25 protein-coding genes and 1 riboswitch are annotated in these 24,634 nt (G+C 36.4%); of the genes, 18 read left to right on the forward strand and 7 right to left on the reverse strand.

The annotated features are described in order from the left end of the window. Window positions 1–84: 84 nt before the first annotated feature. On the reverse strand, window positions 85–1,239 hold the full coding sequence (locus ABMA79_RS02690) for a phosphatase PAP2 family protein (RefSeq protein ID WP_393090099.1): 1,155 nt from the start codon (window positions 1,237–1,239) through the stop codon (window positions 85–87). 184 nt (window positions 1,240–1,423) lie between these two features. Between ABMA79_RS02690 and ABMA79_RS02695 the strand changes: the two genes are divergently transcribed. The 9 genes from ABMA79_RS02695 to ABMA79_RS02735 all read left to right on the forward strand — a co-directional run bounded on the left by ABMA79_RS02695 (window position 1,424) and on the right by ABMA79_RS02735 (window position 10,439). Next, window positions 1,424–1,750, forward strand: a complete 327-nt coding sequence (locus ABMA79_RS02695; RefSeq protein ID WP_393090102.1) for a hypothetical protein — start codon at window positions 1,424–1,426, stop codon at window positions 1,748–1,750. Window positions 1,751–1,847: 97 nt separating this feature from the next. Next, a complete protein-coding gene (locus ABMA79_RS02700; RefSeq protein ID WP_393090104.1) occupies window positions 1,848–2,684 on the forward strand; it encodes a LysR family transcriptional regulator in 837 nt (278 codons plus the stop codon). A 79-nt stretch (window positions 2,685–2,763) separates the two neighbouring features. Then, entirely contained in the window at window positions 2,764–3,366 is a 603-nt protein-coding gene (locus tag ABMA79_RS02705) for a DUF899 family protein (RefSeq protein ID WP_392856589.1), read from the forward strand. A gap of 62 nt (window positions 3,367–3,428) precedes the next feature. Continuing rightward, window positions 3,429–4,835, forward strand: a complete 1,407-nt coding sequence (locus ABMA79_RS02710; RefSeq protein ID WP_393090106.1) for a sensor histidine kinase — start codon at window positions 3,429–3,431, stop codon at window positions 4,833–4,835. Between the two features lie 379 nt (window positions 4,836–5,214). Then, window positions 5,215–6,357, forward strand: coding sequence for a sensor histidine kinase (locus tag ABMA79_RS02715; protein WP_393090108.1), 1,143 nt, complete (start codon window positions 5,215–5,217; stop codon window positions 6,355–6,357). A 91-nt stretch (window positions 6,358–6,448) separates the two neighbouring features. Beyond that, window positions 6,449–6,892, forward strand: coding sequence for a hypothetical protein (locus ABMA79_RS02720; protein ID WP_392856584.1), 444 nt, complete (start codon window positions 6,449–6,451; stop codon window positions 6,890–6,892). Window positions 6,893–6,971: 79 nt separating this feature from the next. Next, window positions 6,972–8,492: a S8 family serine peptidase gene (locus tag ABMA79_RS02725; RefSeq protein ID WP_393090111.1), complete on the forward strand. Its 1,521-nt coding sequence runs from the start codon at window positions 6,972–6,974 to the stop codon at window positions 8,490–8,492. 61 nt (window positions 8,493–8,553) lie between these two features. Continuing rightward, the gene (locus ABMA79_RS02730; RefSeq protein WP_393090113.1) at window positions 8,554–9,948 is read left to right on the forward strand and encodes a sensor histidine kinase; all 1,395 of its coding nucleotides are present in this window, start codon (window positions 8,554–8,556) and stop codon (window positions 9,946–9,948) included. An 86-nt stretch (window positions 9,949–10,034) separates the two neighbouring features. After that, window positions 10,035–10,439: a hypothetical protein gene (locus tag ABMA79_RS02735; protein ID WP_392856581.1), complete on the forward strand. Its 405-nt coding sequence runs from the start codon at window positions 10,035–10,037 to the stop codon at window positions 10,437–10,439. On the opposite strand, the gene ABMA79_RS02740 is transcribed toward ABMA79_RS02735, so the two are convergent. Genes ABMA79_RS02740 through ABMA79_RS02755 form a run of 4 tightly spaced genes read right to left on the reverse strand, consistent with a single transcriptional unit; the run spans window position 10,436 to window position 14,662 of the window. After that, entirely contained in the window at window positions 10,436–11,743 is a 1,308-nt protein-coding gene (locus tag ABMA79_RS02740; protein ID WP_393090827.1) for a cryptochrome/photolyase family protein, read from the reverse strand. The two genes, ABMA79_RS02735 and ABMA79_RS02740, sit on opposite strands and share 4 nt — an antisense overlap. Before the next feature lies 1 nt (window position 11,744). After that, window positions 11,745–12,701 (reverse strand): YbgA family protein, encoded by a 957-nt coding sequence (locus tag ABMA79_RS02745; protein ID WP_393090116.1) that lies wholly within the window; start codon window positions 12,699–12,701, stop codon window positions 11,745–11,747. A 20-nt stretch (window positions 12,702–12,721) separates the two neighbouring features. Then, on the reverse strand, window positions 12,722–13,255 hold the full coding sequence (locus ABMA79_RS02750) for a lipocalin family protein (protein WP_393056260.1): 534 nt from the start codon (window positions 13,253–13,255) through the stop codon (window positions 12,722–12,724). 18 nt (window positions 13,256–13,273) lie between these two features. Further along, a complete protein-coding gene (locus tag ABMA79_RS02755; RefSeq protein WP_393090119.1) occupies window positions 13,274–14,662 on the reverse strand; it encodes a TIGR01777 family oxidoreductase in 1,389 nt (462 codons plus the stop codon). A gap of 82 nt (window positions 14,663–14,744) precedes the next feature. Between ABMA79_RS02755 and ABMA79_RS02760 the strand changes: the two genes are divergently transcribed. The 4 genes from ABMA79_RS02760 (at window position 14,745) to ABMA79_RS02775 (ending at window position 18,154) form a co-directional block, all read left to right on the forward strand. Next, complete coding sequence (locus ABMA79_RS02760; protein ID WP_393056256.1) at window positions 14,745–15,650, forward strand: MerR family transcriptional regulator; 906 nt, start codon at window positions 14,745–14,747, stop codon at window positions 15,648–15,650. 69 nt (window positions 15,651–15,719) lie between these two features. Continuing rightward, on the forward strand, window positions 15,720–16,061 hold the full coding sequence (locus ABMA79_RS02765; protein WP_392856571.1) for a hypothetical protein: 342 nt from the start codon (window positions 15,720–15,722) through the stop codon (window positions 16,059–16,061). Window positions 16,062–16,150: 89 nt separating this feature from the next. Further along, window positions 16,151–17,653 carry a hypothetical protein gene (locus ABMA79_RS02770; protein ID WP_393090122.1) on the forward strand — a complete coding sequence of 501 codons (1,503 nt, stop codon included), beginning with the start codon at window positions 16,151–16,153 and terminating at the stop codon, window positions 17,651–17,653. Between the two features lie 99 nt (window positions 17,654–17,752). Next, window positions 17,753–18,154 (forward strand): hypothetical protein, encoded by a 402-nt coding sequence (locus ABMA79_RS02775; RefSeq protein ID WP_392856568.1) that lies wholly within the window; start codon window positions 17,753–17,755, stop codon window positions 18,152–18,154. Between the two features lie 41 nt (window positions 18,155–18,195). On the opposite strand, the gene ABMA79_RS02780 is transcribed toward ABMA79_RS02775, so the two are convergent. Beyond that, window positions 18,196–18,825 carry a hypothetical protein gene (locus tag ABMA79_RS02780; RefSeq protein WP_392856565.1) on the reverse strand — a complete coding sequence of 210 codons (630 nt, stop codon included), beginning with the start codon at window positions 18,823–18,825 and terminating at the stop codon, window positions 18,196–18,198. A gap of 85 nt (window positions 18,826–18,910) precedes the next feature. Continuing rightward, window positions 18,911–19,015, forward strand: a riboswitch (cobalamin riboswitch). A 19-nt stretch (window positions 19,016–19,034) separates the two neighbouring features. On the opposite strand from ABMA79_RS02780, the gene ABMA79_RS02785 reads away from it, so the two are divergent. The 5 genes from ABMA79_RS02785 (at window position 19,035) to ABMA79_RS02805 (ending at window position 23,844) form a co-directional block, all read left to right on the forward strand. Continuing rightward, window positions 19,035–19,430, forward strand: a complete 396-nt coding sequence (locus ABMA79_RS02785) for an acyl-CoA thioesterase (protein WP_392856563.1) — start codon at window positions 19,035–19,037, stop codon at window positions 19,428–19,430. 44 nt (window positions 19,431–19,474) lie between these two features. After that, on the forward strand, window positions 19,475–20,041 hold the full coding sequence (locus tag ABMA79_RS02790; protein WP_392856562.1) for a pentapeptide repeat-containing protein: 567 nt from the start codon (window positions 19,475–19,477) through the stop codon (window positions 20,039–20,041). A gap of 25 nt (window positions 20,042–20,066) precedes the next feature. Beyond that, window positions 20,067–21,557 carry a hypothetical protein gene (locus ABMA79_RS02795; RefSeq protein WP_393090125.1) on the forward strand — a complete coding sequence of 497 codons (1,491 nt, stop codon included), beginning with the start codon at window positions 20,067–20,069 and terminating at the stop codon, window positions 21,555–21,557. A gap of 222 nt (window positions 21,558–21,779) precedes the next feature. Then, window positions 21,780–23,042: a sensor histidine kinase gene (locus ABMA79_RS02800; protein WP_393090128.1), complete on the forward strand. Its 1,263-nt coding sequence runs from the start codon at window positions 21,780–21,782 to the stop codon at window positions 23,040–23,042. 55 nt (window positions 23,043–23,097) lie between these two features. Further along, the gene (locus tag ABMA79_RS02805) at window positions 23,098–23,844 is read left to right on the forward strand and encodes a Bax inhibitor-1/YccA family protein (protein WP_392856555.1); all 747 of its coding nucleotides are present in this window, start codon (window positions 23,098–23,100) and stop codon (window positions 23,842–23,844) included. A 2-nt stretch (window positions 23,845–23,846) separates the two neighbouring features. On the opposite strand, the gene ABMA79_RS02810 is transcribed toward ABMA79_RS02805, so the two are convergent. Continuing rightward, the gene (locus tag ABMA79_RS02810) at window positions 23,847–24,509 is read right to left on the reverse strand and encodes a hypothetical protein (RefSeq protein ID WP_393090131.1); all 663 of its coding nucleotides are present in this window, start codon (window positions 24,507–24,509) and stop codon (window positions 23,847–23,849) included. Window positions 24,510–24,634 lie beyond the last annotated feature (125 nt).

Genomic DNA, 24,634 nt, shown 5'->3' on the forward strand with positions numbered 1-24,634 from the left:
CCTGATTATAGGGGGATATCGAAATTTATCATAGTTAGTCGATAAAATTTATACGTATAAAGGCCAGCATTGCTGGCCCGGGTTTTAGTTTTGTGATCTTAAGTAAGCTTCATAGATACAAGCACGGATTTTCTCTTTTCCTTCTGGCATCTTTTTACACTGAAATTCTCCCTGCGAGTTCTTTCTCTTAGGCGTCCATTCAAAATTAACCATGAAGGTACTCGATTCAGCGTTCCAGCTTGGGAAGACCATAAGTCCACCTTCGCTATCATCACTCTCGTGCATTCTGATAACAAGCTTTGTGATGAGGTGACCTGCGATAGCACCTGCAAATACGTCAGATAACCAGTGCTTTCTGTCGTGTAGACGTCCATACGAAGTTAGGGCAGCAACACCATAGGCAAGGTATGGGACGACTTTATTGTCTTTGTAGATTTCAGCAAATACAGTTGCAAATGACCATGCTCCTGAAGAGTGGCCAGAGAAGAATGATTTTCCTTCCGTTCCAAATGCATACGCTCCAAGATCTTTATTTGGTCTTTGACGGCCAAAAGTTTTCTTAAAGCCTTCCGTTACAATTTGTGTCGCAATTTGAGATGTGACAACATAGAGACCTGCTTTCTTAAGCTTTCCATCTTCAAGGACTACTCCCATGAAGTAAGACCCTGCAGCAGCACCTCCCATAATGAGACGCTCGTGATTATTAGTTGGGTATACTAGTTTTTCAGTAAAGCCATTCTTATGATCTTGAATGAAGTCCATTGTTTCTTCATCAGAAGCAAACATAACAAGTCCAAGAGAAGTGGAAGCGGCAAGCATAAGTGCTTCTTTATCGCTTAGACCTAGAGGAATAAAGTAACCCTTCTTATTATCACTAGGATCATACTTTCTTAGGAATTCAGAGAATTCTTTAGGGTTCATTCCACCACGAATGGTTTCATTACCAATACGCCCTTTGATACCTTCCATATCATCAATGCGTTTTTGTTCTTCATCACTACAGCCTTGAATAGTATTCTTACAGCTATAGATTTCATCTAGCATCCTCTTTGCTTGAGAGCGCATATCAATTTGACTTTCATCTACGGATACACATCCTTCATAGCGCCACTCACAATTATGTTGGAGAGGATTAAAAGACTCCTGTTGCCAGAAGTAGTTATTCTCTTGTGCAAAAGCACTCGATACGAGAGTTGATAAAATTATGCCTTTAGTTACGATCTTTCTTATATTTTTCATGCGTGCAATATAGCTTAGTGATGAAATAAGTGGTGATAAGTGTAAATAATCATAAGGGAGTCAAAAAAATAGACACTATAAGTATTTAAAATGTTTAGAAGAATAAATTACATACCTACGAATACTCGTAGACGTTTAAATAGAAAAATTGTTATTTAGACAAAAAACCTATGAGGAGAATAAGATGAAAAAATTATTAATGGTAGCAATGCTATCACTTACTTCAGTTGCAGCACCTGTTTCAAACTCAGTAATTGCACAAGCAAAGAAAGCTGTTGAAAAAACTGCAAATGCATATTTTGGTCCAAAAACTTACGTATACTACTCTAATAGTAGTGCAGAAGATAAAGAAGTTTTCTTCAATGTCCTATGGTCAGAAGAGACGACTGATGTTTACTATGATGAAGGTGAGCAAATTTATGTTCCTGTAAAAACAGATTGTGAGCAGGAAATGGTTTACCTAGTGGACTCAAAAAAAGTTCTACTTACTCAAAACGCTTATTGCTACTAAAAATATAAAGGGAGCTTCATGCTCCCTTTTTTATACGCAATAATAAAATAGTATAAGTGCCACTTTGAAATACTAAAATGATATGGTATGAAATGGCATGAATATTAATCTCAACTATATTGAAGTCTTTTGCCATCTCGGGCAGAACTTAAACTTTTCGCAAACGGCAAGAGAGCTTAATACTTCTCAGCCTGCAATTTCTCGTAAGATTAAGCTCCTAGAAGATGAACTAGGCTATGAGCTCTTTGTTCGATCAAATAAAACAACTTCTTTAACTGTTAAAGGCCAGGCTTTCCTCGATCAGGTTCTTCCAAGCTTTAATACAATAAGTGGTGCTATTCAAAATAAAGCACAAAGAATTGATTTAAAGGTCGGAAGTATTTTTGAAGCTGGAGAGAAGTTTCTACTGCCGGCCTTAAGTGAATTACACGATAGGAAGAATATTGGTCACTTTGATTTACATTTTGACTCTGCCGTTAACCTGATTGAAAAGCTACAAGCAGGTGAATTAGATATTATTATGACCCATATTATTCCGACGCAAAAAAGCTTGGCCGCCTTTGAGGTCTGTCGTGATGGGACATACTTAGTTGGCCCTCTAAATGAAGATAGCAAGCAAAAAAGAAAGCTTGTTACTTATCGTAAAGAAGATCTCTATACCGAAAACTTTTTGTCTCGTTCTTTAGGAAAGAGTTGGCGATCAAAATTTGAAGCAATCGGCTGTGTAAACTCTCACAAAGCAATGCTGACTCTTTGTGAAGTTGGTGGTCTTTTTTGTGTTGTTCCCTCATCAAGCTTTAATGAATCTAAAAAGCTAAAGATCTATAAGAAGAAAGAAAGTAGTCATGGTATCTATATTTGTGTCAGGCAAAATTATCTTGAAAATAGAGATACAAAAAAGCTTATTACAGAACTAATCAATTGTTTAAAATAGATTTCCAATTCTTTACCTTTTCGTAAATTGACGGCCCCGTATCCACAAACGAATATATCTTCATTCGATTGGAGTTTATATGGGAAATGTTTCAGCACTAAAAGAAGCAGAAAAAGAGCTATTTGAGTTAACTCAAAAGGTTGCAGCTTTGCGTAAAGATCAACCAGCTCAAGAAGTAAAAGATTACACTTTTCGAAGCACAACTGGTGCCGTGAATTTATATGATCTTTTTGGGGATAAAGATCAACTTATTATGATTCATAATATGGGACAAGCATGCCGTTATTGCACGTTGTGGGGAGATGGAATTAACGGCCTTGTTTCTCATATTGAGAGTGTGTGTTCGTTGGTTTTGGTTTCTAAGGATGATCCAGAAATTCAACGTCGCTTTGCAAATGAGAGAGGGTGGCGCTTCAATATATTATCTCATGGGGGAGGAGATTATATAAAAGAACAAAGCGTCGTTGCGGGTGAGGTGAATATGCCTGGAATTGTCTGTTATCAAAAAGTTGGCACTAAGGTCTATCGAAAGAATTCTGCGGTTTTCGGTCCTGGGGATGAATTTTGTTCAATGTGGAATATTCTAACATTGGCCGGAGTCTCTTCTAGTGACTGGACTCCGCAGTATAGTTATTGGAAGCGTCCTGAACACATGGATGATGGGGGTGAGAATCTACAGTAATTCTTGAATGTTTGATACGTAAGGTACATAATATTTGTGTATTCTGCTAAGAGGGAGATGGCGTGAGCCTTGATATCTATATTCATATTACACGTTATCTTACGATATTTTTCTTGGCTTTCTTCACTTATCAATTCTTTTCAGGACTGGTTAGCTCTTACACTATTAAGGAACGTTCTAGTCTTTGGTATACGCAGATGTGTCTCTTCTCTGCTATGTACTGTCTATTCTTCACTATAAATACTCATGTTACAGATATTAAGATGTCTAACGCCATTTTAAATCTCTTGTGGATTTTTGCATTTATCGCTTTCTATTGTTATATGCATGCAATTGAAGCATTCTTGGGTAAGGCTTTACGATTTTTAAAGATTCCTAAAGTTGTTATTTTCGTCCTTACTATTGTTCAATTCATTTCTTTGGGATCTTATATCATCTTTGACAATAGCTTTATCTTTACAGGCCAGAGTACTGTAAATGAGTCATTCTTTTATCAGTCGGCCCAGATTGCAATGTCTCCTAATATCTTCGGACAAATTGTCGGCAGCCTAGGTGCACTTTCTGTTTTCTTTGCAAGTGCTGTTATTTGGAAAGAGTTAAAGAAGTCGAACTCGAAAGAATACTTATTAAAAATAGGGATTGTCTTAACTATTTTATCGGTAATTAATGACACATGCTTAAGTTTAGAGGTTTCAGGGGCCCTCATTCCAATCTATTATTTAGCAAATGCTTTTGAAGCCGTTAGATTTAACTTCTTTTATCGAAAGCTTGCCTTTGAAAAATTATTTAATCTTGAAAATGAAGTCATTAGGCTCTCCAAGGTCGCCCAATTTGGTTTCGCTGCTGCAAGCATTGCTCATGATATAAAGAATCATATCTTTGTTATCAAGGTAAAGATTAGCTCGCTTCTTCGAAATAAAATCGAAGATAAGCAGAGGGCCTATGAGGAAATCTTAAAACACAATGATAAACTTCTTGAGATAACTGATCTCTATATGAATATTTTTAAAAATAATATTGGCTCAAAGAAAGAGGACTATTCTAGTTTAGAAATTATTCAAGATATTGAAGAATTAGTGTCTCCTAAGTTTGAGGCCACTAATGTGAAGTTTGAAATTGTGGCCGATGAATTTACCATTCACTGTAATAAAACAGAAATAGTTATCTCAGTGGTTAACCTCATCAGAAATGCTCTTGAAGCTGTTCAAGGTCATGAAGGTACAAATAAGTGGGTGAAGCTTATCTTTAAAGGGCATGATAAATCTATTCATGTCGTTGATAGTGGAGGCGGAATCGAGCCTCGTACTGCTGAGCATATTTTTGAATTTGGCTTCACCTATAATAAGGAGAGCAGCGGTCATGGAATTGGGCTTGCCATCACTAAGGAGCTTTTAAGTCGCTCCGGCTTTAATTTGTGGCTAAATGATAAATCACCCAATACAACCTTTACGATTGATCTGAGTGAATAAATCTATTGTAAGTGGTTAATATCCTTGGTGGTTTTCAAGTTCTTTTTGTTATTCTGATAAATTATATTTTGATAGCAACTATACTAAGAAGTAAGTCATTAATTTTTGAGGAACGTTTGTGGAACTTGACTTATATATATCATTTACAAGATATTTAACGACTTTTGTTTTTTCATTCTTCGTTTATCAATTCTTTGCGAGTCTAACGAATTATTATCAGATAAGAGATCGAAATATACTCTGGCCGGCAGCAATGTGTTTATCAACGGCCTGCTATTGTTTTGTCTTTGCCTTTAACACTCATTTTATAAATCAAAAGCTCTCTGACTTTATTTTAATTATATTTTGGATTTGTGCATATAGTTCCTTCTACTGTTATTTGCGAACGGTTGAAGTTTATTTTGGTCACAAGGTTAGAGGACTTTCATTTGCTAAGTTGTACTGTTTAAGCTTTGTTTCTATCCTTCTAGTATGCTCCTTTTCTACGACTCTCTTTGACTATAACTTTCTCTTTGATAATCATCATTACATAAAAGATAATCTCTTTGCCAAAACAATGCATTTTAATGTCTCTCCTAATCTTTTAGGAAAACTCCTGGGAGGACTTGGTGCTATTGTCGTTTTCTACTCGTGTACGATGATTTGGCTTGAATTAAATCGCTTAAGAAAGCGAGAACTCTTCCTACGAATAGGTATTGTTGTAAGCTTTCTTGTGGTCTTAAATGATTCTCTTCTTGGGCTTGAGGTAACAGGTGCGATCTTGCCACTATACTACTTTGGAAATGCTTTTGAGGCAGTAAGGTTCAATGTCTATTATCGCCATCTTAGTTATCGAAAAGTGTACAACCTCGAAAGCGAGGTTATTCGACTTTCTAAAATTGCGCAATTTGGCTTTGCTGCGGCCAGTATTGCTCATGATATCAAGAATCATATTTTCATCATAAAAACATCTGTTGAAAGGCTGATTAAAAAGAGGCCAATGGATATTGAAAATACCTACTTATCAATTGATAAGCACACCAATAAAGTCACTGAAATTACAGATCTCTACATGAATGTTTTTAAGAAAAATACGAATAATGAGAAAGCTCTGACATCGATTAATGTCGTTATTGAAGAAGCTCTAGAGTTGGTGAAGCAAAAGTTTGAAAAAGCACAGGTGGAATTAATCGTAGAAGTTGAAGACTTTGAATTGAGTTGTAATCAGACGGAAGTGACAATTTGCTTGGTTAATATCCTAAAAAATGCATTGGAGGAAGTTTCAAGTGAAGGAAAATACACATCTCCCTGGGTTAAGCTTAAATCAGTCTCTAAAGAGAGGAAGCTATCGATTATTGATTGTGGAAGTGGAATACAGAATGTCAGTAAACGAGAGCTATTTAAACTAGGTTATACAACTAAGAATAACGATGGTGGCCATGGGATTGGGCTTGCTATCACTAAGGAATTACTAGGGCGGGCCGGATTTGAGCTGGATTTGGACCGAAATATGCCCAATACAACCTTTGTCATAAACTTTTGACAGGTAGGTTAATATTACATATTAAGCTGATTAAATTTTATTTCTTCGGTATAAGATTCTCTATAAAACATTAAAATTGAAGGAGAATCATATGAAATTACTATCTTTAGCAGTCTTAATTGCACTTTCTGCAAACGTATCAGCAAACTCTAATCTAGATAACTTCGTTTCAGATTTAAATGACCTAAATGGTAAATCTGGAAAGGTTATGATGAATGGTGAAGAAAGAGGTAATTGTACTGTTCTTGTTGAGAGTGATAGTGACGCTGTAAGAGTAGAGTTTGATACTCCTGAGTTATATGCAAATCCAGTTTCTGTTGCTCTTCTTGATCGCGCAGAACTTTTAGATAATGATACACTTTTAGTTTCAACAAACTCTAATCGTCCAGGTGGTGATGCTTGTGGTGATTTCGGTGGAGCTTCTAATTACAAAGAGAAAATTATTATCGATGCAAATTCTGTTTCAATTGATATTAGCTACCGTTGTTTTCTATTTAAGAAGAATGAAATTAACTACACTTGTGAGCTAAACTAAGAAGTGTCTAAATTTTAAACTTAGACATAGAATTTTCAAAGTTCAAATATAAAATTCAAAATTAAGATATAAAGGGATTATGAAAATAATCCCTTTTTTTATTTCCCTTGTTTCAGTTACAAATATTTTAGCAACAGAGTCATGCACTCTTGATGGTAATGTCAAAACATGTATTGACGGTACTAAGAAAAGTATTTCTAAATACTTTGAAAAGAATAATAAAATCTCATCCGAAGAATTCTTTTTAAATAATAGAATGATAAAGCAAAACTTCTACACGATAGAAGGAGAACAGATCTCAAGAGTTACTTACGAGTACAAAAGTGACTCCACTTTTTATAAGACGGTATTTAACACTCAAAATAATCACGTCCAATCTAAGGTTTTAATTCAAAAAATCGGTGAACAAGAAATTGTCCTTAAAGAGTATGGATTTGATAAGAGAACTCATATTTTAGAAAATATCGATACAATTTCTGATGACTTAATTGTTGAAAGAAAAGTGATTAACCCTGATGGAGAGGACTTTAAATATAAGTTTATCTATGATGATAAACGCATTATCGGTTTTGATGTCTTCAATAATAATGACGTCAAGATTGGTGATTATATTCAGAATGAAATAGGAGAGGTCGCTGGCGGGCCTCGTGATGCAACTGTTAAGATAGCTGTTATTGACTCTGGCTTTGATCATAATCACCAAGATATTCAAGACCATATCCTCATCAACTCCATTGAATCTTTTAATAAAGAAGATAATGATGGTGACGGCTTTGTCGACAATATTCTAGGTGTCCACTTTGATGGAGACAGCGATATCAAATTTATGAATCCTTTTTCTGGTTTCCTTCCTCGTACAGGAGGTGCATCAAGTCAGAAGGCCGGTATTTATGGTATTCCTTTTGAGACGATTAAAGCAAAGGGGACAACTGGCCCAATTACTTCTCACGGAACACATGTCTCTTCAATTGCTCTAAAAGGACTTAAATCAGCTTCACTTCTTGCATTTGCTGGAGACTTCGGAGAGTCGAAGTATTTGGATATGATTTCTAAAAAACTACAAAATTCAGAAGTTGATTTTGTGAATATGAGTTTTTCTTTTCCTCATCAATCCCTAGGACTTGTGGATCGTAAGACTTATCGCAGCCTTCAAAATATGTTTTTAAATAACCCTAATGTGGTCTTCTTTGTTGCCGCAGGAAATGATGGGCGTTTCTTAAATGGTAGTCGTGATTGTATGTACCCAGCTTGTTACTCTTATCCAAATGTTGTGGCGATTGGAGCAACAACTGATAGTGAGTGGCGTCGTGATGAAAATTATGAGATGGCCGACTTTTCAAATTATAGCTCTAACTATGTTGACTTCTTTGCCCCTGGTACAAAAGTTGAGGCCGCTCTTCTTGGAGATATGAAGATTCGTCATTCTGGAACCTCGATGGCATCACCAATGGCACTTAATATGGCAGCTCATCTGAAGGAACAAAATCCGAATATGAGCGCTTTAGAAATTGTCGATTTAATGAAGAAACAGAGTATTAAGAAGAACTCAATTGAGTCAAAATTTGGTGTGATAAGACCTTTACCAACTGTCTTGAGATAATTTTAATAAATTCGGGTATTTTTAGGTGTTTTAATTATTTTAAATATAGTATATTTAATTTATGAGCATCGAAGAATACAAGGTACTTACTAGATATGTAACGACCTTCGCATTTGCGTTTTTCTTGTACCAAGCTTCGATAGGGGTTTATACCTCTAGGAAGTTGCTTAGTCGCAAGGTCTTCTGGCATATCGCTATGTGCTTAAGTGCGGGCTCATACGCCATCTTAATTGCTTTTAATACTCATATTACAGATATCAAGCTTTCAAACTTCCTACTTCTTACCTATTGGTTTTTCGCATACTTTACTTACTATTGTTATATCAAGGCAATCGAAGGTTTCTTTGGCCATGATATAAAGCTCTTAAAACCAGCTAAGGTTTTCTGTATTGGTCATTCTATCTTCCAGGTCGTTGGAGGCTTCCTCTACCTTCTCACTGATATTGACCTTATGTTTATTCCTCGCGCAACTCCACCAGCAACTCTTTTTACTCAGGCCTTAAATTTAACAATATACCCAAGCAATTTAGTTGTCGTTGTTGGATTCTTCGGAATTATTACAATTCTTTATACAACGGTTGTCATTTGGAACGAGCTTAATAAGAGAGAAGGCAAGGAGTATCTTTTCAAGGCAGGTATTCTTCTCACATTATTTGTGTCTTGCTGGGATACGATGATTGGAACAGAAACAATTGGTTACCTTGTGCCGATCTATTATCTTGGTTATGTATTTGAATCGATGCGTTTTAATATGTACTACCAGGACTTGGCCTTTACTAAGATGTATAACCTTGAAAAAGATATGGTTAAGCTTTCAAAGGTCGCCCAATTTGGTTTTGCCTCTGCAAGTATTGCTCACGATATTAGAAATCATCTCTTTGTTCTAAATACGACAAATGATCGACTTGATAAAATGATCGATAAAGATCTTTCTCCTTATACGCAAAAGCTACGTCGCCACATCGGTAAGATTCTTGAGGTAACTGACCTCTATATGAATATCTTTAAAAAGAACTACTCATCTTCAAAACAAAAAATTTCAATTTCTCATATCACACAGGAAGCACTTGAGCTTGTTGGCGACAAGATTGCACGACATAGTGTGAGGGTTGATATTGAAATAGATGACTTTGCTATTGAAGGAAATGAGACTGAGTTAAGTCTTTGCCTAGTTAACTTAATTAAAAACTCTTTAGATGAGATAAAGACAACAGATTCACCTTGGATTAAGGTTGTTACTTCTTCCACAGAGCGCTTTATTAAGATCATTGATAGTGGAACAGGTATTCCTATGCAAGTTCAAGAAGGGATTTTTGAATTAGGTGATACAAGAAAGAAAAGCGGTAAGGGCCATGGTGTAGGACTTGCCATTACAAAGCAGATTATTGAACGTTCCGGATATAAGCTATTTATCGACAATGAAAGTGAGAATACTACTTTCGTTATCAATTTTTAGATTTCGTTAAGATTGTATTAATATTTTATTTATTGAGTTTACCATGCTAGAAATTGCCAAGCATATTTAGTATTAGGGAGCTCAATATGAAAAACATTTTAAAAACACTCATATTTGTGAGTGCTGTTTCAGCATTTGCAAATTCACCAAATTCTACTTTTATCGTTACATCGGATTTAAAGCTTGGGGCCATTATTGGTTTTAGTGACTCGAGTTTTAACTACAATGAGAATGATAAAATCAGGGCACGTCTATTTTGTTTTGTAGGCGAAGCAACTCAAGTTTGTCATCAGATCTACCAAGCAGCTAATGACATGAATGGACGCTATTACCAAGGCTCACACGATCGTATCGAAATACTAAGTTGTGTTGAAAATCTTGCTACAGATGAGTATTCAAACGACGAAATCGTTGTGGAATATAAGCTAAGTGATGACTATGGATCAGACTTCAGTGTGACTCGTAATATCGGTCCATGTGTTAGCATTTAACTACAGGCCTTGTAGGCCTTAAGCGTTTCATGGTAAGCAATTTTATGATCAATAATTTCATCTGGGTATTCTGATGTTCCATATTCAGGTACCCATTTCTTTATATATTTAAAGTCAGGATCAAATTTCTTCTGCTGAGTATAAGGGTTAAAAATTCTAAAGTAAGGAGCAGCATCACAGCCTGTTCCAGCAACCCATTGCCAATTGCCATTATTAGAGGCCAGTTCAAAGTCATTAAGCTTACGGGCGAAATATTCCTCTCCCCATCTCCAGTCGATAAGTAAGTCTTTGACAAGAAATGAAGCCGCAATCATGCGAACGCGATTATGCATATGTCCAGTTTCGTTTAGCTCTCGCATTCCTGCATCAACGATAGGGTAGCCGGTTTTTCCTTCACACCACTTCTTAAATAGCTTCTTATTATTGTCCCATTTAATTTGATTATACTTTTCTCTAAATGGCCCATCAACGACATGAGGAAAGTGATACATGATCTGAATAAAGAATTCTCGCCAGATAAGCTCACTTAGCCAAACTTGATTTCTTTTAAAACCAACCTGTGCACACTTTCTTGGAGAAACTGTTCCAAAACGTAGGTGAATGCCTAGCTTAGAAGTTGCATCAAGAGCAGGGATATCACGGTTTTGATCGTAGCTATCAATAACTTTGCCCTTTATCGTTTTAACCTGATCTTTTGCCTTCTCATTATAGAGAAAGCCTAACTTTTCTATGCTTGGGAAATACTTCGCTTTAAATTTGTGAAAGTTATCGAAGTATTTATGTGTCTCAATTGTCGCAATATCTTTGGGAGATAGAGTTGATAGCCATTTATTCTTAAAAGGAGTGTAAACGACATAAGGCTTGCCATCTTCCTTAAGAATGTCATCTTTGGCAAAGATGCAGTGGTCTTTGTAGCGAGAAAACTTTATCTCGTTCTTTTTAAGAATTTGCTCTACCTTATTATCTCTTTTAATTGCATAGGGCTCATAGTCTTCATTAGTAAAGACTTCTGCTATATGATAACTTTTGCATAATTCTTGATATGCATCTTCAGGAGTTGAGTGAAAGACTAAGAGATCGCTCCCCATTTCATTGAGCTCGTCTTTAATCTCTTTGATTGCATCATGGATAAAGCTTACTCTCAGGTCATCTTCATCTTTTAATTTAGAAAGAATATTCTTATCAAAAATAAAAATAGGAATGACTGGTTTTTTAGACTGGAGTGCGTAGAGAAGTCCGCGATTATCTTTTAATCTTAGGTCTCTTCTAAACCAAAATATATTAACTTCTTCTTTCTTTTTCATCTTATGCAATATTCTTAAGTAGCTTCAAGTCTTTTGGGTAAGGCCCAAAAATATATTGATCTTGAAGGTAAGTTTTCTTGTGTGTATTTGTGAGAATGTTTAAAAAGGAATTCACTGTTAGATAGTTAGAGATACCATTCTTATAGTCTTCCATCATTTTTAACAGGATATCTTTTTCATGAGAAGTTAGATCTTTTTTAAAGTAACCGAATACATGAAAACAGGCATTGAGGCGATTCTTTCTCGTTGGAAGTATATCTAGTGTTTCCATAAAGAGGTTGAAGTATTTCACATAGACTTCTTTCGCTTCTAGCTTGTCGTGATTTGCCGCAATTGCTCCGAGTAATCTTAAATTATTCTGATTATGCTCCATGATGGAATACTTATACATCTGATGAAAGAGTTGAAGCTCTCGAATTGATCCATCAAGTTCTTGAAATCTTAAATGCGAAAAGATTTTTTTTACAAAATTCTCTCTTAATTCTAGGTTCTTTATCCTTCCACTATCGATATAGGGAAGGGTTGGCATGGCCTCCATAATATATTGAGCATAAAGGCCTGTGGACTTTGTGACATAATTTTCATCACTAAGGGTAATTGTTTTTACATTATCAGTTCCACAAGTAGGGGACTTTCTTGTAAATATATGGCCGTTTATTTTTTCATGTGAAATTCGTTCTTGAATCTTTTGATATACTTCATTGGCCTCTTCTGTGAGGTCTTTTTTAGAAAATTTCGACCTTAAGCGAACTTCGTTAGAGTCTTTATCAACTTTGAATAAATGAACTTCTTCTCGTGGAACTCCTAGGCCCATTTCAAATTCGGGGCACACTGGTACAAAGTCTACAAACTTTGAAAGTTCAGAGAAAACCCAGTCTTCACGGCAGTGACCGCCATTGTAGCGAATATTCTCACCTAAAAGACAAGAGCTAATGGCAATTTTTGGTCGCAAAGACATTGGGTTCTCCTTATTAGTGACTAGTGTTTTGTTTTTATTAGTTTAGATGTATCAAAGTGAAGATCCTTGGCCTTGGCAACTAGCTCAAGGTAGATCTTTTCATCAAGTTCTTTAGTTCTTGATAGAATCCATAGATACTTTCTAGATTTATCTCCAACCATGGCATATTCGTAATTATCACCTAGGTCTAAGATCCAATAATTTCCAGCAAAGATAGGTAGTTTAATTCCACGTAGGAAGAATTGAACCTTAAGTTTTGCATTTGTTTCTTTATCAACAACCCAAGCTCTTGCCTTGGCCGTTTTCAATTCTCCAGATGGAGAGTCTTGGCGACATGTGTTTAGAACTTCGATATCTCCATCAGATCTCAGACTGTAATTAGCAGTAACTGCGGCACAACCTTTTTGAAAGCTTTGCTCAAAGCGTGCAATTTCATACCATTTACCAAGGTACTTTTGTAGCTCGACATAATCAACTGTATCCAGGGGGAGTGAAGATCCAGAGAAAGTAAGTGAACTTGATAAAACGGCAATAAGTAACATGAGCTTCTTCATTTTTTCTCCTTTATAATTTTATTCAACATGGTTATTAGTCTCACCAAAAATTTTGTATAATTTTTGGCTACGATAATTAAAAATTTTATTAATATCCTTTCTAACAAAGGCGCCCGCAACGATACTTCCGATCTCACCCATAGGAACTTTGTAAGAAACATTATCAGTCATCAATGTTCCATTGGCGTATTTCTTAAAGCCGTGAGTATGAACCCACTTCTTATATGGCCCTTTAAGCTGTGTATCAGTGAACTCTTTATTGCGATTGAAATTCGAAATCTCAGTCTTCCATTTGAATGGTAAACCATAGAGGCTTAATTTATAGTCAATGATTGTACCGGCCTCAATTTGTTCAGTACTTTTTCCAAGAACTTTAAAGCTAAGTGAGTCGGGTGTGATTGTTTCAAGATTTCTTTCGTCACTAAAGAAGTCAAAAACTTCATCTAATGGATGCTCCACCCATTGTACTTGCTTAAATTCTTGTTCTGGGCCAACGAGGTTCGTAAGAGCGTCTTCCAGATGATCAAATTTGAATTTGTAGCCTTTTTCTAGAAGGTTCTTTGGGTATACATTTTGTCCATCAAGCACAAGTGTGGCCATTTCTCCCAGAGCGATCTTTAATGCAAAACCTGGAGCTGGAAGTAATGTTGGACGTTTCAAAACCTTCCCCATAATTCTCGTAAAATTTGAATTTGAGTGGGCCTTAGGTGCTACTGCATTGAATACATTTTCACCAAAGTCATTTTCCACTAAGAAGCGATAAATCGAAACCATGTCCGCAAGATGAATCCAACTCATCATCTGCTCACCACTTCCTAGTTTTCCTGCCACTCCTAGCTTAAATGGAATAAGCATCTTCTCTAGTGCTCCACCATTTCGGGCAAGGACTATACCTGTTCTTACATGATTGACGATAATTTCTTTATTTTGGATATTAGCTGTTTCTTTCTCCCAAGCAATGCAAGTCTTAGCGAGAAAGTCACTTCCATAATCTGCTTGCTCGTCTAAGACTTGGTCTCCACTTCGATTGCCATAGATTCCGATGGCGCTTGCGCTAATAAACTTCTTAATCTTCAAAGTATTATTTTCATTAATGGTATTCACAAGTAGGCGAGTTGATAGCACACGTGAGTTAATGATCCTTTCTTTTTGCTGTTTCGACCATCTTCTTGCTCCAATATTTTCACCAGCAAGATGAATGATAGTATGAACTGAATCAAATGCGGCCTTATCAACCTGAGCTTTTTCAGGGTGCCAGTAGAAACACTTTATTGGAATATTAAAAGAGGCCTGCGCCTTCTCAGGATTTCGACTCAGCACTCGAATATCTTCATGGCCATGAATGGCCAATTCATGAATTAATTCACGGCCGATAAGCCCTGTTGCACCAGTAATTAGAATTCCCATTAATTACTCCTTGTATAGGTCTTGTATATATAATACAATATACAGCAGTTAAACACTTAATTGTAAGATATTGAGGTTAAAAATGAAGCAAAATGTCGCAATTCGAATAATATCAGGTATTTGTAATGTTCAGCCTCACACAATTCGCATGTGGGAGAAGAGATATAATGCTTTTAGCCCAATTCGCGATGAGGCCGGTCAACGTTTGTATGGCCCAGAAGACTTGGCCCGTGCCAAGATGATTGCTTCTCTTATAAAGTCAGGACAAACGATCTCTAAGGTGGCCAAGCTATCACTAGATGAGCTCAAAGAGTTGAGTCTTGCCATTAGTGAGTCAAGCCTGTCGGAAGAAGACAAGGTTGATCAATCGATTGATAAGCTCTTTTCGGCATTAGCTAAATATGAAATTGAAAACGTGAGAAATGAAATAGAGTTTCTAAGGCTAAGTCTTAGTGCCCAAGACTTTATCTTCTCAGTAGTTCTTCCAGTTATGCAAAAGATTGGAAGACTTGTCTTTGAAGGAAGTTACAGCGTTACTCAAGAGCATATTATTTCCACGATAATACGTGATCAAATGAGCCAAATTCGTTTGCCTAATAATGATCTCAACGGTCGCTACGTCCTTGCCACACCGGAGGGAAATCTTCACGAGCTTTCAATTATGATTGCAGATATTCTGTGTCGAACAAGAAGAGTGGGGACGTTCTATCTTGGTGCCGCAAACCCTGCTGAATGCCTAGCTGAGGCCATTAATGCGCTTAATTGCAAAGGACTTATCCTAGGCGCTGTCTCTTCTGATAGTTGGGACTATTTCAAAAGCATCGTGCCTTATCTACAAAAAATTGATGAAAAGCTTGAGCGAAAGATAGAAGTTGTTATTGGTGGAGGTTATCCAATAGAGCTACCAGAATTCAAAAATATCGAGCTGGTATCTATTATTAGTGACTTCCAAACTTTTGATAGCACTTTTCTTGCTAATGCTGCCTAATTAACGCAATATGTTTTGTCATATTATTGTTTGATAGGTAAAACTTCCTCACTTTTATAAGGGGGAAAAATGAAAAACACACTTATGATGCTAGTGGCGCTATTTGTTAGTACACAAGTATTTGCAATCAACGGATCAAATGAATGCCTAAGATTTGAAAATGATGCAGTTAAGGTTGAGGCAATCCAATTCACTGCTGATCTTTTAAATTACGACTCTGTCGAAGCTTTCTGTACAGCAGATCGTCTATGGGACCTTCAGGTTTCACATGCACCAAATTTTTGGCCAGTAGGTGAGGAAGAGGACCATCATGTTAAGCTGATGCTTCACTACGAGTACCATAGCTGTACAATCTACTATAACCAAACTCAAAAGAAGTTAAGCCGTCAACGTTGTTACAACACTTGGTAATCTAGACAACATATTTTCATATACTTAAGGCCTACAATTGTGGGCCTTTTTTGTCATTTTTTTCATGATTATTCCGATAAATAAATATCATGATGAATTCAAACTCAAAAATTCTTATCTTTCTTATTTTGTCCTTCTTTGGCCTTCAGGCCAGGTCAGAAGATAGGCAGGCCTTTGAATTTGATGATAATAAAGATGGAAAAATTGATAATATCTTTCGTTATCAAAATCAGCGTCTAGTTGAACACTTGAATGATCGTAATTACGATGGAAAATTTGATTATCAAATGAAGGTCGTGGGAGAGCTTACGACGATTGAATCTGATAATAATTTCGATTCAAAGTTTGATCGAGTAGAGCTAATTGAGAAACTTGAGAAAGAGTCTATTTACAAACTCTACCGTATTGAAAATGGTAAGCGTGTTTTGGCCATTGAAAAAAGAATTCAAAATACTCAGCACAGTGAAGCTGTAAATATGTGTTCGTATGAAAGCTTTTTAAATTCGATCAACTCACTTGATGGCCTAATTTCTGACTTTGATCCAATTCTTGAAAAGCTTAATAATGGCTTCTATGAATTCACACCAGGAGTGAATATTCATAAAAGTTGTCTTGATAACTTTGGTGATGAAAATTTTGAAACTCTTATGAGAAACTCTCTCGATAAGGGAATGAGTTGTCTTTCAGAACTGGGAACTAATAATAAAGAGACTGGTGCAAAAGGTGAGATTGCAAATATAATCAATCTTCTAAATATTCAGTTAAGCGGAAAGGTAAAGCCGACATCAGTTATCTGTCATCAGAAAGATTATTCTTGGGATGGAACCATTGCCAACGCATCTGTCGGTAGTAACAAATTAAAGAGTTTGGGAATCAATGGGCCTTATGTTTCACTAAATCCAAAAATGAAATCGGGGTTTCTAAACTCAATTAAAAATGGCCCTCCTAGAGACGAACTCGAAGGAATTGTATTTCATGAGCTACTACATAATTTAGGTTATCGCCATGGACATGGGATCGATGTGAGTTATGGTTGTGAAGTGTGCTGCTTCTCTGAGAATAAGTCTGCAAAGGTTTCGGCCTGTAATATTTGTCTAGGGGCCTATGATCCTAAAAATGAAATTGACCCGAACTACTTAAGAGATATGGCAACACTTTCAAGTGAGACTGGTTTAGTTAGTGCCGAAATTTTTATTTATAAAAATATAAGTCGTATTCCTGTTAATCAAAAAAATATTGATTCGGTTTTTCTTGGACTGGCCACTCGTGGGGCAGGGGTTATGCAGGAATTTATGCGACAAATGAAGGAGCGAGGCCTTAAGGTTTCTGAAGATGGAGCTCGAATAAAGAAGCTTATTAAAGAGGCCAAGAGATACCGTCCAGTTAATGATTTCATCGCACAAGTGAATGAAGCCTATGTTTCGGCCGTGATTACAGGCTTTGTGGATAAGAAGGCCACGACGGCCAAATTTAAGCTCTCTAAGAAGATTAAATCTAGTGACCTAAGAGATATTGCGGATCGAAATGAAAGAGACTCTGAAGCTTCTAGTAAGCTTGCACGTGGAGTTGAGATGATTGAGCAGTTATTTTAAGCTATCTAATATTTAGATCGTGTAAATACTATTAATAGGATTTACATACATCCTTTCACGTCCTATATTCCCGGAAAATCATTATTTGGGAGATCAGTTATGAAAAAAATCATTATTCTAGCATTCTTTGCATCATCAATTTTTGCAAATACTTTAACTGCACAAGAAGAAAGCAGAGTTGTAACAGAGATTGATAATATCTGTGGGGACACTTGGTGTGAAGGTGATTTCAATTTTAGATTTGATACTTTCAAATGTAATGCTGAAACAAACTCTTGTGTTCTAGACTTTGTTATTCTAGATGAAGTTTGGGGAGATGATGATTCTTATTCAGCAACTGAGTATGAAGCAACTTGCGAAATCAAAGGATATACTAAGTATGATCAAATGATTGAAGTTTCTCGCAATGGTTGGCCAAGATTAAATAATGATTTTTACTTTGCAGTTACTGATTGTGTGACTGAGCAAGAAGAAGTTGTTTACGATAAATTAGGATACTAAAAATATAAGGCCTCTTGGAGTATTCTAAGAGGCCTTTTTTATTACTTTAATTTGTAAGGTAAGTTTGTTTCGGGATTCTTTGCAACACCTGTACTAAAGGTACTTGGTATTTTCTTGCCATTTGATAAAATCGTTACATTTACTTGATTCCCTTTAGGGAAAGTCTTAAAAGCAAGTGAGATTTCATTATTTTCAAATCGCTTAATATTCTCATTATCCCTTGGTTCAAATACTGTATCATATTCTTTATAAGCATACATTTCATTTAAAAAGCTAAACTCAATTGGGCGGCTAAATTGATTTGCCCAACCAATCGCATACTTTGCACTTTGAACAACAATCTTAATACCCGTTGTACACTCTTTTCCGTACTTAAAAAATCCACCCATTTCTAAGCTTTGTGTTTGCTTTAAAGAGAAAGTGTAGCGAGTAAGTCCACTTGATTGATTAGACTTCTTTTCTACTAGAGGTGTCGACTTATTCTTCTCTTCAAATTTTGCGCTATCTCCCCAAACTGGAATTTCATAGCGACATCTTTGCTCAAGAGTTACTTTAAAGTTTAACTCATTAGTTGGAGCATAAAAATCAAAGCTAAATGGCCTTGCTGTTGTTTGAACGGCCGCAGCGTTAAAGCTAAGAAGTAAGGCCGCAATAGATAGTATTTTCTTCATAATATGTGTCCTTAATTAATTATTGTTGACTCTCAATACCACGTCCAAGGTAATTAGCCAGCTTAATTGTAATTCTTATTGCCTTTAAGTTTTTCGAGATTTAGGATGGTTAGCGCTAGGTGGTGAAGCTGGTGAAATTCCAGCACTGTCCCGCAACGGTAAAGTCCGATCCCAAGCTAGTGAAATCTTTAAGTCCCGAGGAGGAATCAATGAATGAAGCGCAATTAAGCGAAGCGATTGCACGCGCAAAGACTACGGTAGTTAGGGCCGTCTTCCCTAATAGTACAAATCACTACGATACTTTATTTGGTGGAAACACTTTAAAATGGATGGATGAAGTGGCCTTTATTACGGCAACACGCTTTGGCCGAAAAAAGTTTGTGACAGTTTCTAGTGACCGAGTGGATTTCAATATGCCAATTCCTGGCGGACACTTTGCTGAACTAGTCGGTGAAATTACAAAGGTTGGTAATAGTAGCCTCGTGGTTGAAGTAAGGCTTATGCTAGAAGGAATGTATGAAGAAGGACAGGTTGAGGCTGTGAAGGGAAGCTTCACATTAGTGGCCATCAACGATGATCGAAAACCTGTACCAATTTTCTCATAAATTTTAAAATAGCCTCGTTAATAAATTTAGTTTAAGATACTCGTATGCCATATTTTGAAGATGAAGTTTTTGATACTGAAAATATTAACGAGGTTAGTGAGTTTAGAGGTAGTGAGTTTATCTGCTGTGAATTCAGTGGCGTTGATATTAGTGAACTCGATGCCTCGAGTGCGAAATTCATCGAATGTACTTTTAAAAATTGTAACTTGAGTAATTTAAAATTACTTGGGACAAGCTTTCGTGATGTGACATTCGTTGACTCCAAATGTATTGGCCTAAATTTCAGTGACTGTAATACTCTTTTTGAACTTAAGTTCAATCGTAGTATTCTAAACTATGCTTCATTTCAAGATTGTACAATCTATGGTGCGCAGTTTATCTCTTCAACTCTTAGAGAGACTGATTTTACTCAAGGCACTTTTGAGAATGGTGATTTTTCTGATAGTGATCTGCAAGGAACAAATTTTACGAGAGCAAATTTAAAGGGCTCTAAGTTTCTTAATGCACGTAATTTCTATATTGATATTGCAAATACAAATTTAAAAAACTGTAAGTTTTCAATGCCTGAAGTTCTCAATCTATTGAGTCCCTTTGGTATTGAAATCGAATAATATTTTTTTAAGCTAGGAAGGCAAAATGAAGAATCAAGGAAAGTTCTCTGTAAGAGTTAAGGATAAAATCCGTTCTCAAATCAATAGTGCAACCTCACCGAAGCACCTCTATTCTCAAAAAGATTTCATGTATGAGAGAAAAGGCCCATGGCCACAACCTTCTCCTGTTCACCCATGGGGAGAGTCTCCTGCAGTTATCCATGTTCCTCTTAGGGAAACTCTCGATTGGTGGCTATTCATTGGTTCGCGCTATGTCGCAACACTTGCTCTGTCTCCATATTACTTTATCAAAGGTCTTATTTTTCCTGGCCTAAAAAAAGTAGAAAATAATGAATTTGAAGACCTCTTGAATTACTCCATGATGAGTAAATTCTTAACAGATAAGCTAGATGAAGAAGATTGGCAGTGCTTTAGTGATTATAATAAAGACGAAAAGGATTGGTTTATTGTAGACCTCGACGCTGTTCGTGTTGTTAAGCCTTTAAAAGGAATTCATGTAAGTGCGACAAAAACACTTCTTTATAAAGAAGGAGAGCGCTTTAAGGTTCAAGCGATTTATGTTCAAAAGACTGAGACTGTTTTTGATATTTCTAATCCTTGTGATGGCCTAGAGTTAGCAAAGTACTTTGTTCTTCAAGGCGGGGCCTTATGTGCAACTCTTGTTGTCCACCCTCTGTTGCATTTTCCTTTTGACTCAATTAATGCCATTTCAAAAACGTCATTACCAAAAGATCATATTCTCTTTAGACTTCTATCTCCACACTTCAGATTTACTCTGCCACTAGAGAACGCAGTTCTAAATTATAAGAGCTCTCTTTTACAGGAGAAGTGGTGGATGACCTATGCTCCATATCCTGGGGGACCTGAGGGCCTAAGAGACCTACTTGTGGAAGGCTATAAAGGTATCAAAGGAAATCTTTCTTACCCTCCTTTCTCTTACTCTCTTAAGTCTCCAAGTGTAGAAGGGAAGTATGGGATTTATTTGAGTCGTTATTATGAAGTATTTTATAAATTTGTAAAAGGTATCTTGGCCGATGTTAGCGTCGATGATTTTTGGATAAGTAAATGGGCCGACTATTGTAATCAACACGTAAATGATTTTCCTTCAAGTGAAGAAATTTTCGAAGATGATAAATTAATTCGTGCTGTTACGACTTATCTTTTCACTGTTACAGTGGCGCATGCTACAGATCATTATAATTATGGAATTCTTGATAAGAGAAAAGTTCCTCTACGATTAAGACAAGCTCCACCGTATAAAGAGACAAAAATGATAAAGAGGTCAAAGCTTGTAAATGCAATTGATCAGATGAAGTATTCCATGGCCGATAACTTATTCTTTTCTCCCACAACAGTGACAAAGCTAATTAATGCTCGCTACAAGTTTAAAGATCCAAAGCAAAGAAAAATTGCAGAAAACTTCAAGCAAGAGCTAAGAAATTTGGATAAATCTTTAAAATTAGAGGGGATAGAGTATATGCCGCTGAAAAAAATCTCGGCCAGTATCCAATTCTAATTTGCCACAATATTTGGGCAATATTTATTGTTGCATCGCGCTTCTATAAAAAATACGAAATTATGGAAGCGCTTATTTTTTTCTTTATTTTTAAGTGCTTATCCACTAAAAGTGATGAAATTATCTAAATAAAAGTTATGTTTGTGGTATTAATAAATGGTTATGAATCCAGTCAACCCAATTAATAAGATTATCAGATTTCTGGCCCTGAGGGAGCCAGATATGTCGGTACGCGATCTGTCGCAGCTCAGTCTGTATATCTATACAGTTTTCTTAACTGCGCCCTTAATGTGGGGACACTTGGTTATCGCATACTTCTTTTGCCACAACCCGCTACTTTATCAAATCGGAATTGGGACATGTCTGATTCATTTCTTTAGTCCAATTCTTTATTACTTCTTTGGGTCCTTATCCCTTGCGCTAAATATTACTATTTTGGCCGGGTTTATCCATGAGTTTTCTTGGTCAATTTTAACCGGTGGATTCTTTAGTGTTTCACCAATTTGGTTTGCCGTCCTACCTATGATTGCTGGCCTTATTGGAACAAAGAGGGACCTTCTTCTTTGGTTTATTTTATCGATTGTGGCCGCTACATATTTATTCATTCTGCACTTAAATGGCATCGTTCTTCAAAGTTATTTAAATGAAACGGGGGAAGTCTTAGGGCGCGTTTTAATCATGATTGGTTTTATTTTATTAAACTCTCTTTTCATGTTTGCCTACATGGTGGATCGCGATCGCTTCTATCATGCAATTGTCGAAAAGAAAGAGCAGATTGATACACTTCTAACATTAGTAGGACACGATATTAGTAATCCTCTTACTGTTGTTAACCTTTCCGCAAAAAGACTGAGTAAGTTACTATCCACAAATGAAGACCCTGATATCCAAAAGTGCTTAACTCGTATTAACTCATGTACATCTGGAATAAGTAATATCTTGACTCAAATTCGAGACCTGCAATCAATTAAGCAAGGAAAGGTTGAACTTAAGTTTGAAAAAGTTTACCTAAATCAAGTTATTGAGTACTTGTATCGAGTGTTTGAATCAAAACTACATGATAAGAATATTAAATTAAAATATGACTATGCTGCTAATGAGCATATTTATTTTATGGGGAATTCAACGGCCTTAAAATACCAGATTTTTGGAAACCTCTTATCTAATGCGATCAAATTTTCAGAAATAGGACAGGAAATTGAAATTTCTGTTGATGAAAGAAGTGATGGTGTTCAAGTTCATCTAATTGATAGAGGTGTTGGTATTGAAGAGGAATTATTAGAAGTCTTATTTGAAAATAATTCCATCCCTTCAAGAGTTGGAACAAGTGGGGAGAAGGGAACTGGTTTTGGGATGTCGATCGTTAAGACATTTGTTGAACTCAGTCACGGTACGATCTCAGTGCATTCAAAGACTAAAGAAGTATCACCTGACAATCACGGTACACAATTCTCCTTGTTATTTAAAAAGACTCTGTTTTCTTAGACCAAAGCTCCTTGCTTTTGATATAATATTTTAAAATTATAACAAAAGAGGAATTATGAGGTCGACTAACCCGACACTAAGAAATGACGTATTCAATACGGGAACTTTATCTGACGAAAGAATGTCTTTTTCTGGAGTATTTAATAAGGGGATGATTCTCTTTGCATTAATGCTTATGACATTCATTTATACTTGGAATGTAACGCTTGGAACGCTAGAGAACTCAATGCAGCCACAAATGGGAATGTATCCAATGATTGGTGGTATTGGTGGGTTTATCTTCGCTATGGTGACAATCTTTAAGCCTCGATTGGCGATGTTTACAGCTCCTGCCTATGCTCTATGTGAAGGGCTTCTCCTGGGATCTATTTCAGCTATCTATGAATTCCAATTTAGAGGAATTGTTTTTAACGCCGTAACAATCACTTTTGCGGCTTTTATCACTTTATTCTTCCTTTATCGTTGGGGCTTCGTAAGAGCGACAGGAATGTTTAGAAAGATTATTATGACGGCAATGTTCTCGATTATGGGAATTTATCTGGTAAGCTTTATCATGTCATTCTTTGGAGCATCGATTCCGATGATTCATGGTAATGGGCCAGTTGGAATTGGTTTCAGCCTTATCGTTGTTGGGGTTGCTGCATTTAGTTTAATTCTTGATTTTGACTTTATTGAAAAGAGTGTCGATCAAGGTGCTCCTAAATATCTTGAGTGGTATGCGGGATTCTCTTTAATGGTAACTCTTGTATGGCTTTATATTGAAGTTCTAAGACTTCTTTCAAAGTTAAATAGTCGCGATTAATTTTAAATATTCATGGACCAATTTGCTCCAAAGAGTATTTGGTCCATGATTAACTTTTGTGCTGTTAATTCACTTCCCGAATCACCATTTCTTTCTTGAAGCATAAGTCGATATTCATCAAATAAAATTCTACTCTCTGGTAATTGTTGCGCCATCTCTTCTAAGGTATGTGCCGCTTGAGCAAATTCTTTTGCCACTTCGGTATTAGACTGGCCCGCTACTTTATAGCTAGGGTAGACCTTCTTTAAATGCTCTTTGAACTCAATGAGAAGCTTAACTGTGTATTCGTTCTCTGTAGGGATATAGAGCTTCGCCCATTCTTTTATTTCTTTAATCTTTGTTTGATGAGCATAGAACTCTTCGGTGCGGTCGTAGTCGTATCCCCATTTTGACTTCTTTACGACAACGCCTTGGCAAACAACTTTTAAGGCATCATCAGAAAGACTTGTAACAACTACTTTTGAGATCCCTGTAATCTTCTCAGTTAATTCACTTTCCATATCGCGACATGCGTACTGACAACTAAAGATCACTTCCTTTGGATAAGGCGCTGTGAAGTCATTTTGGATGTATCTCTTTGTTGCGTAATCTGCAAGGCAAAGGCCCGGAGCTGGTATTGCCCCTAAGATATTTAATGAAAGGAGTCCAATGAGTAGGGCCTTCATTATTTACCAGTCATCCCTTGATAGAGCACAAACCAAATGTAAATACTTAGAACTAGGAGGACTAATTTGAAACTGATACGCCAGTAATTTAGTGGTTTTTTATTTTTCATGGGCGCGATTATATG

Source organism: Halobacteriovorax sp. HFRX-2_2 (genome assembly GCF_043196705.1).
Classification (GTDB): Bacteria; Bdellovibrionota; Bacteriovoracia; order Bacteriovoracales; family Bacteriovoracaceae; genus Halobacteriovorax_A.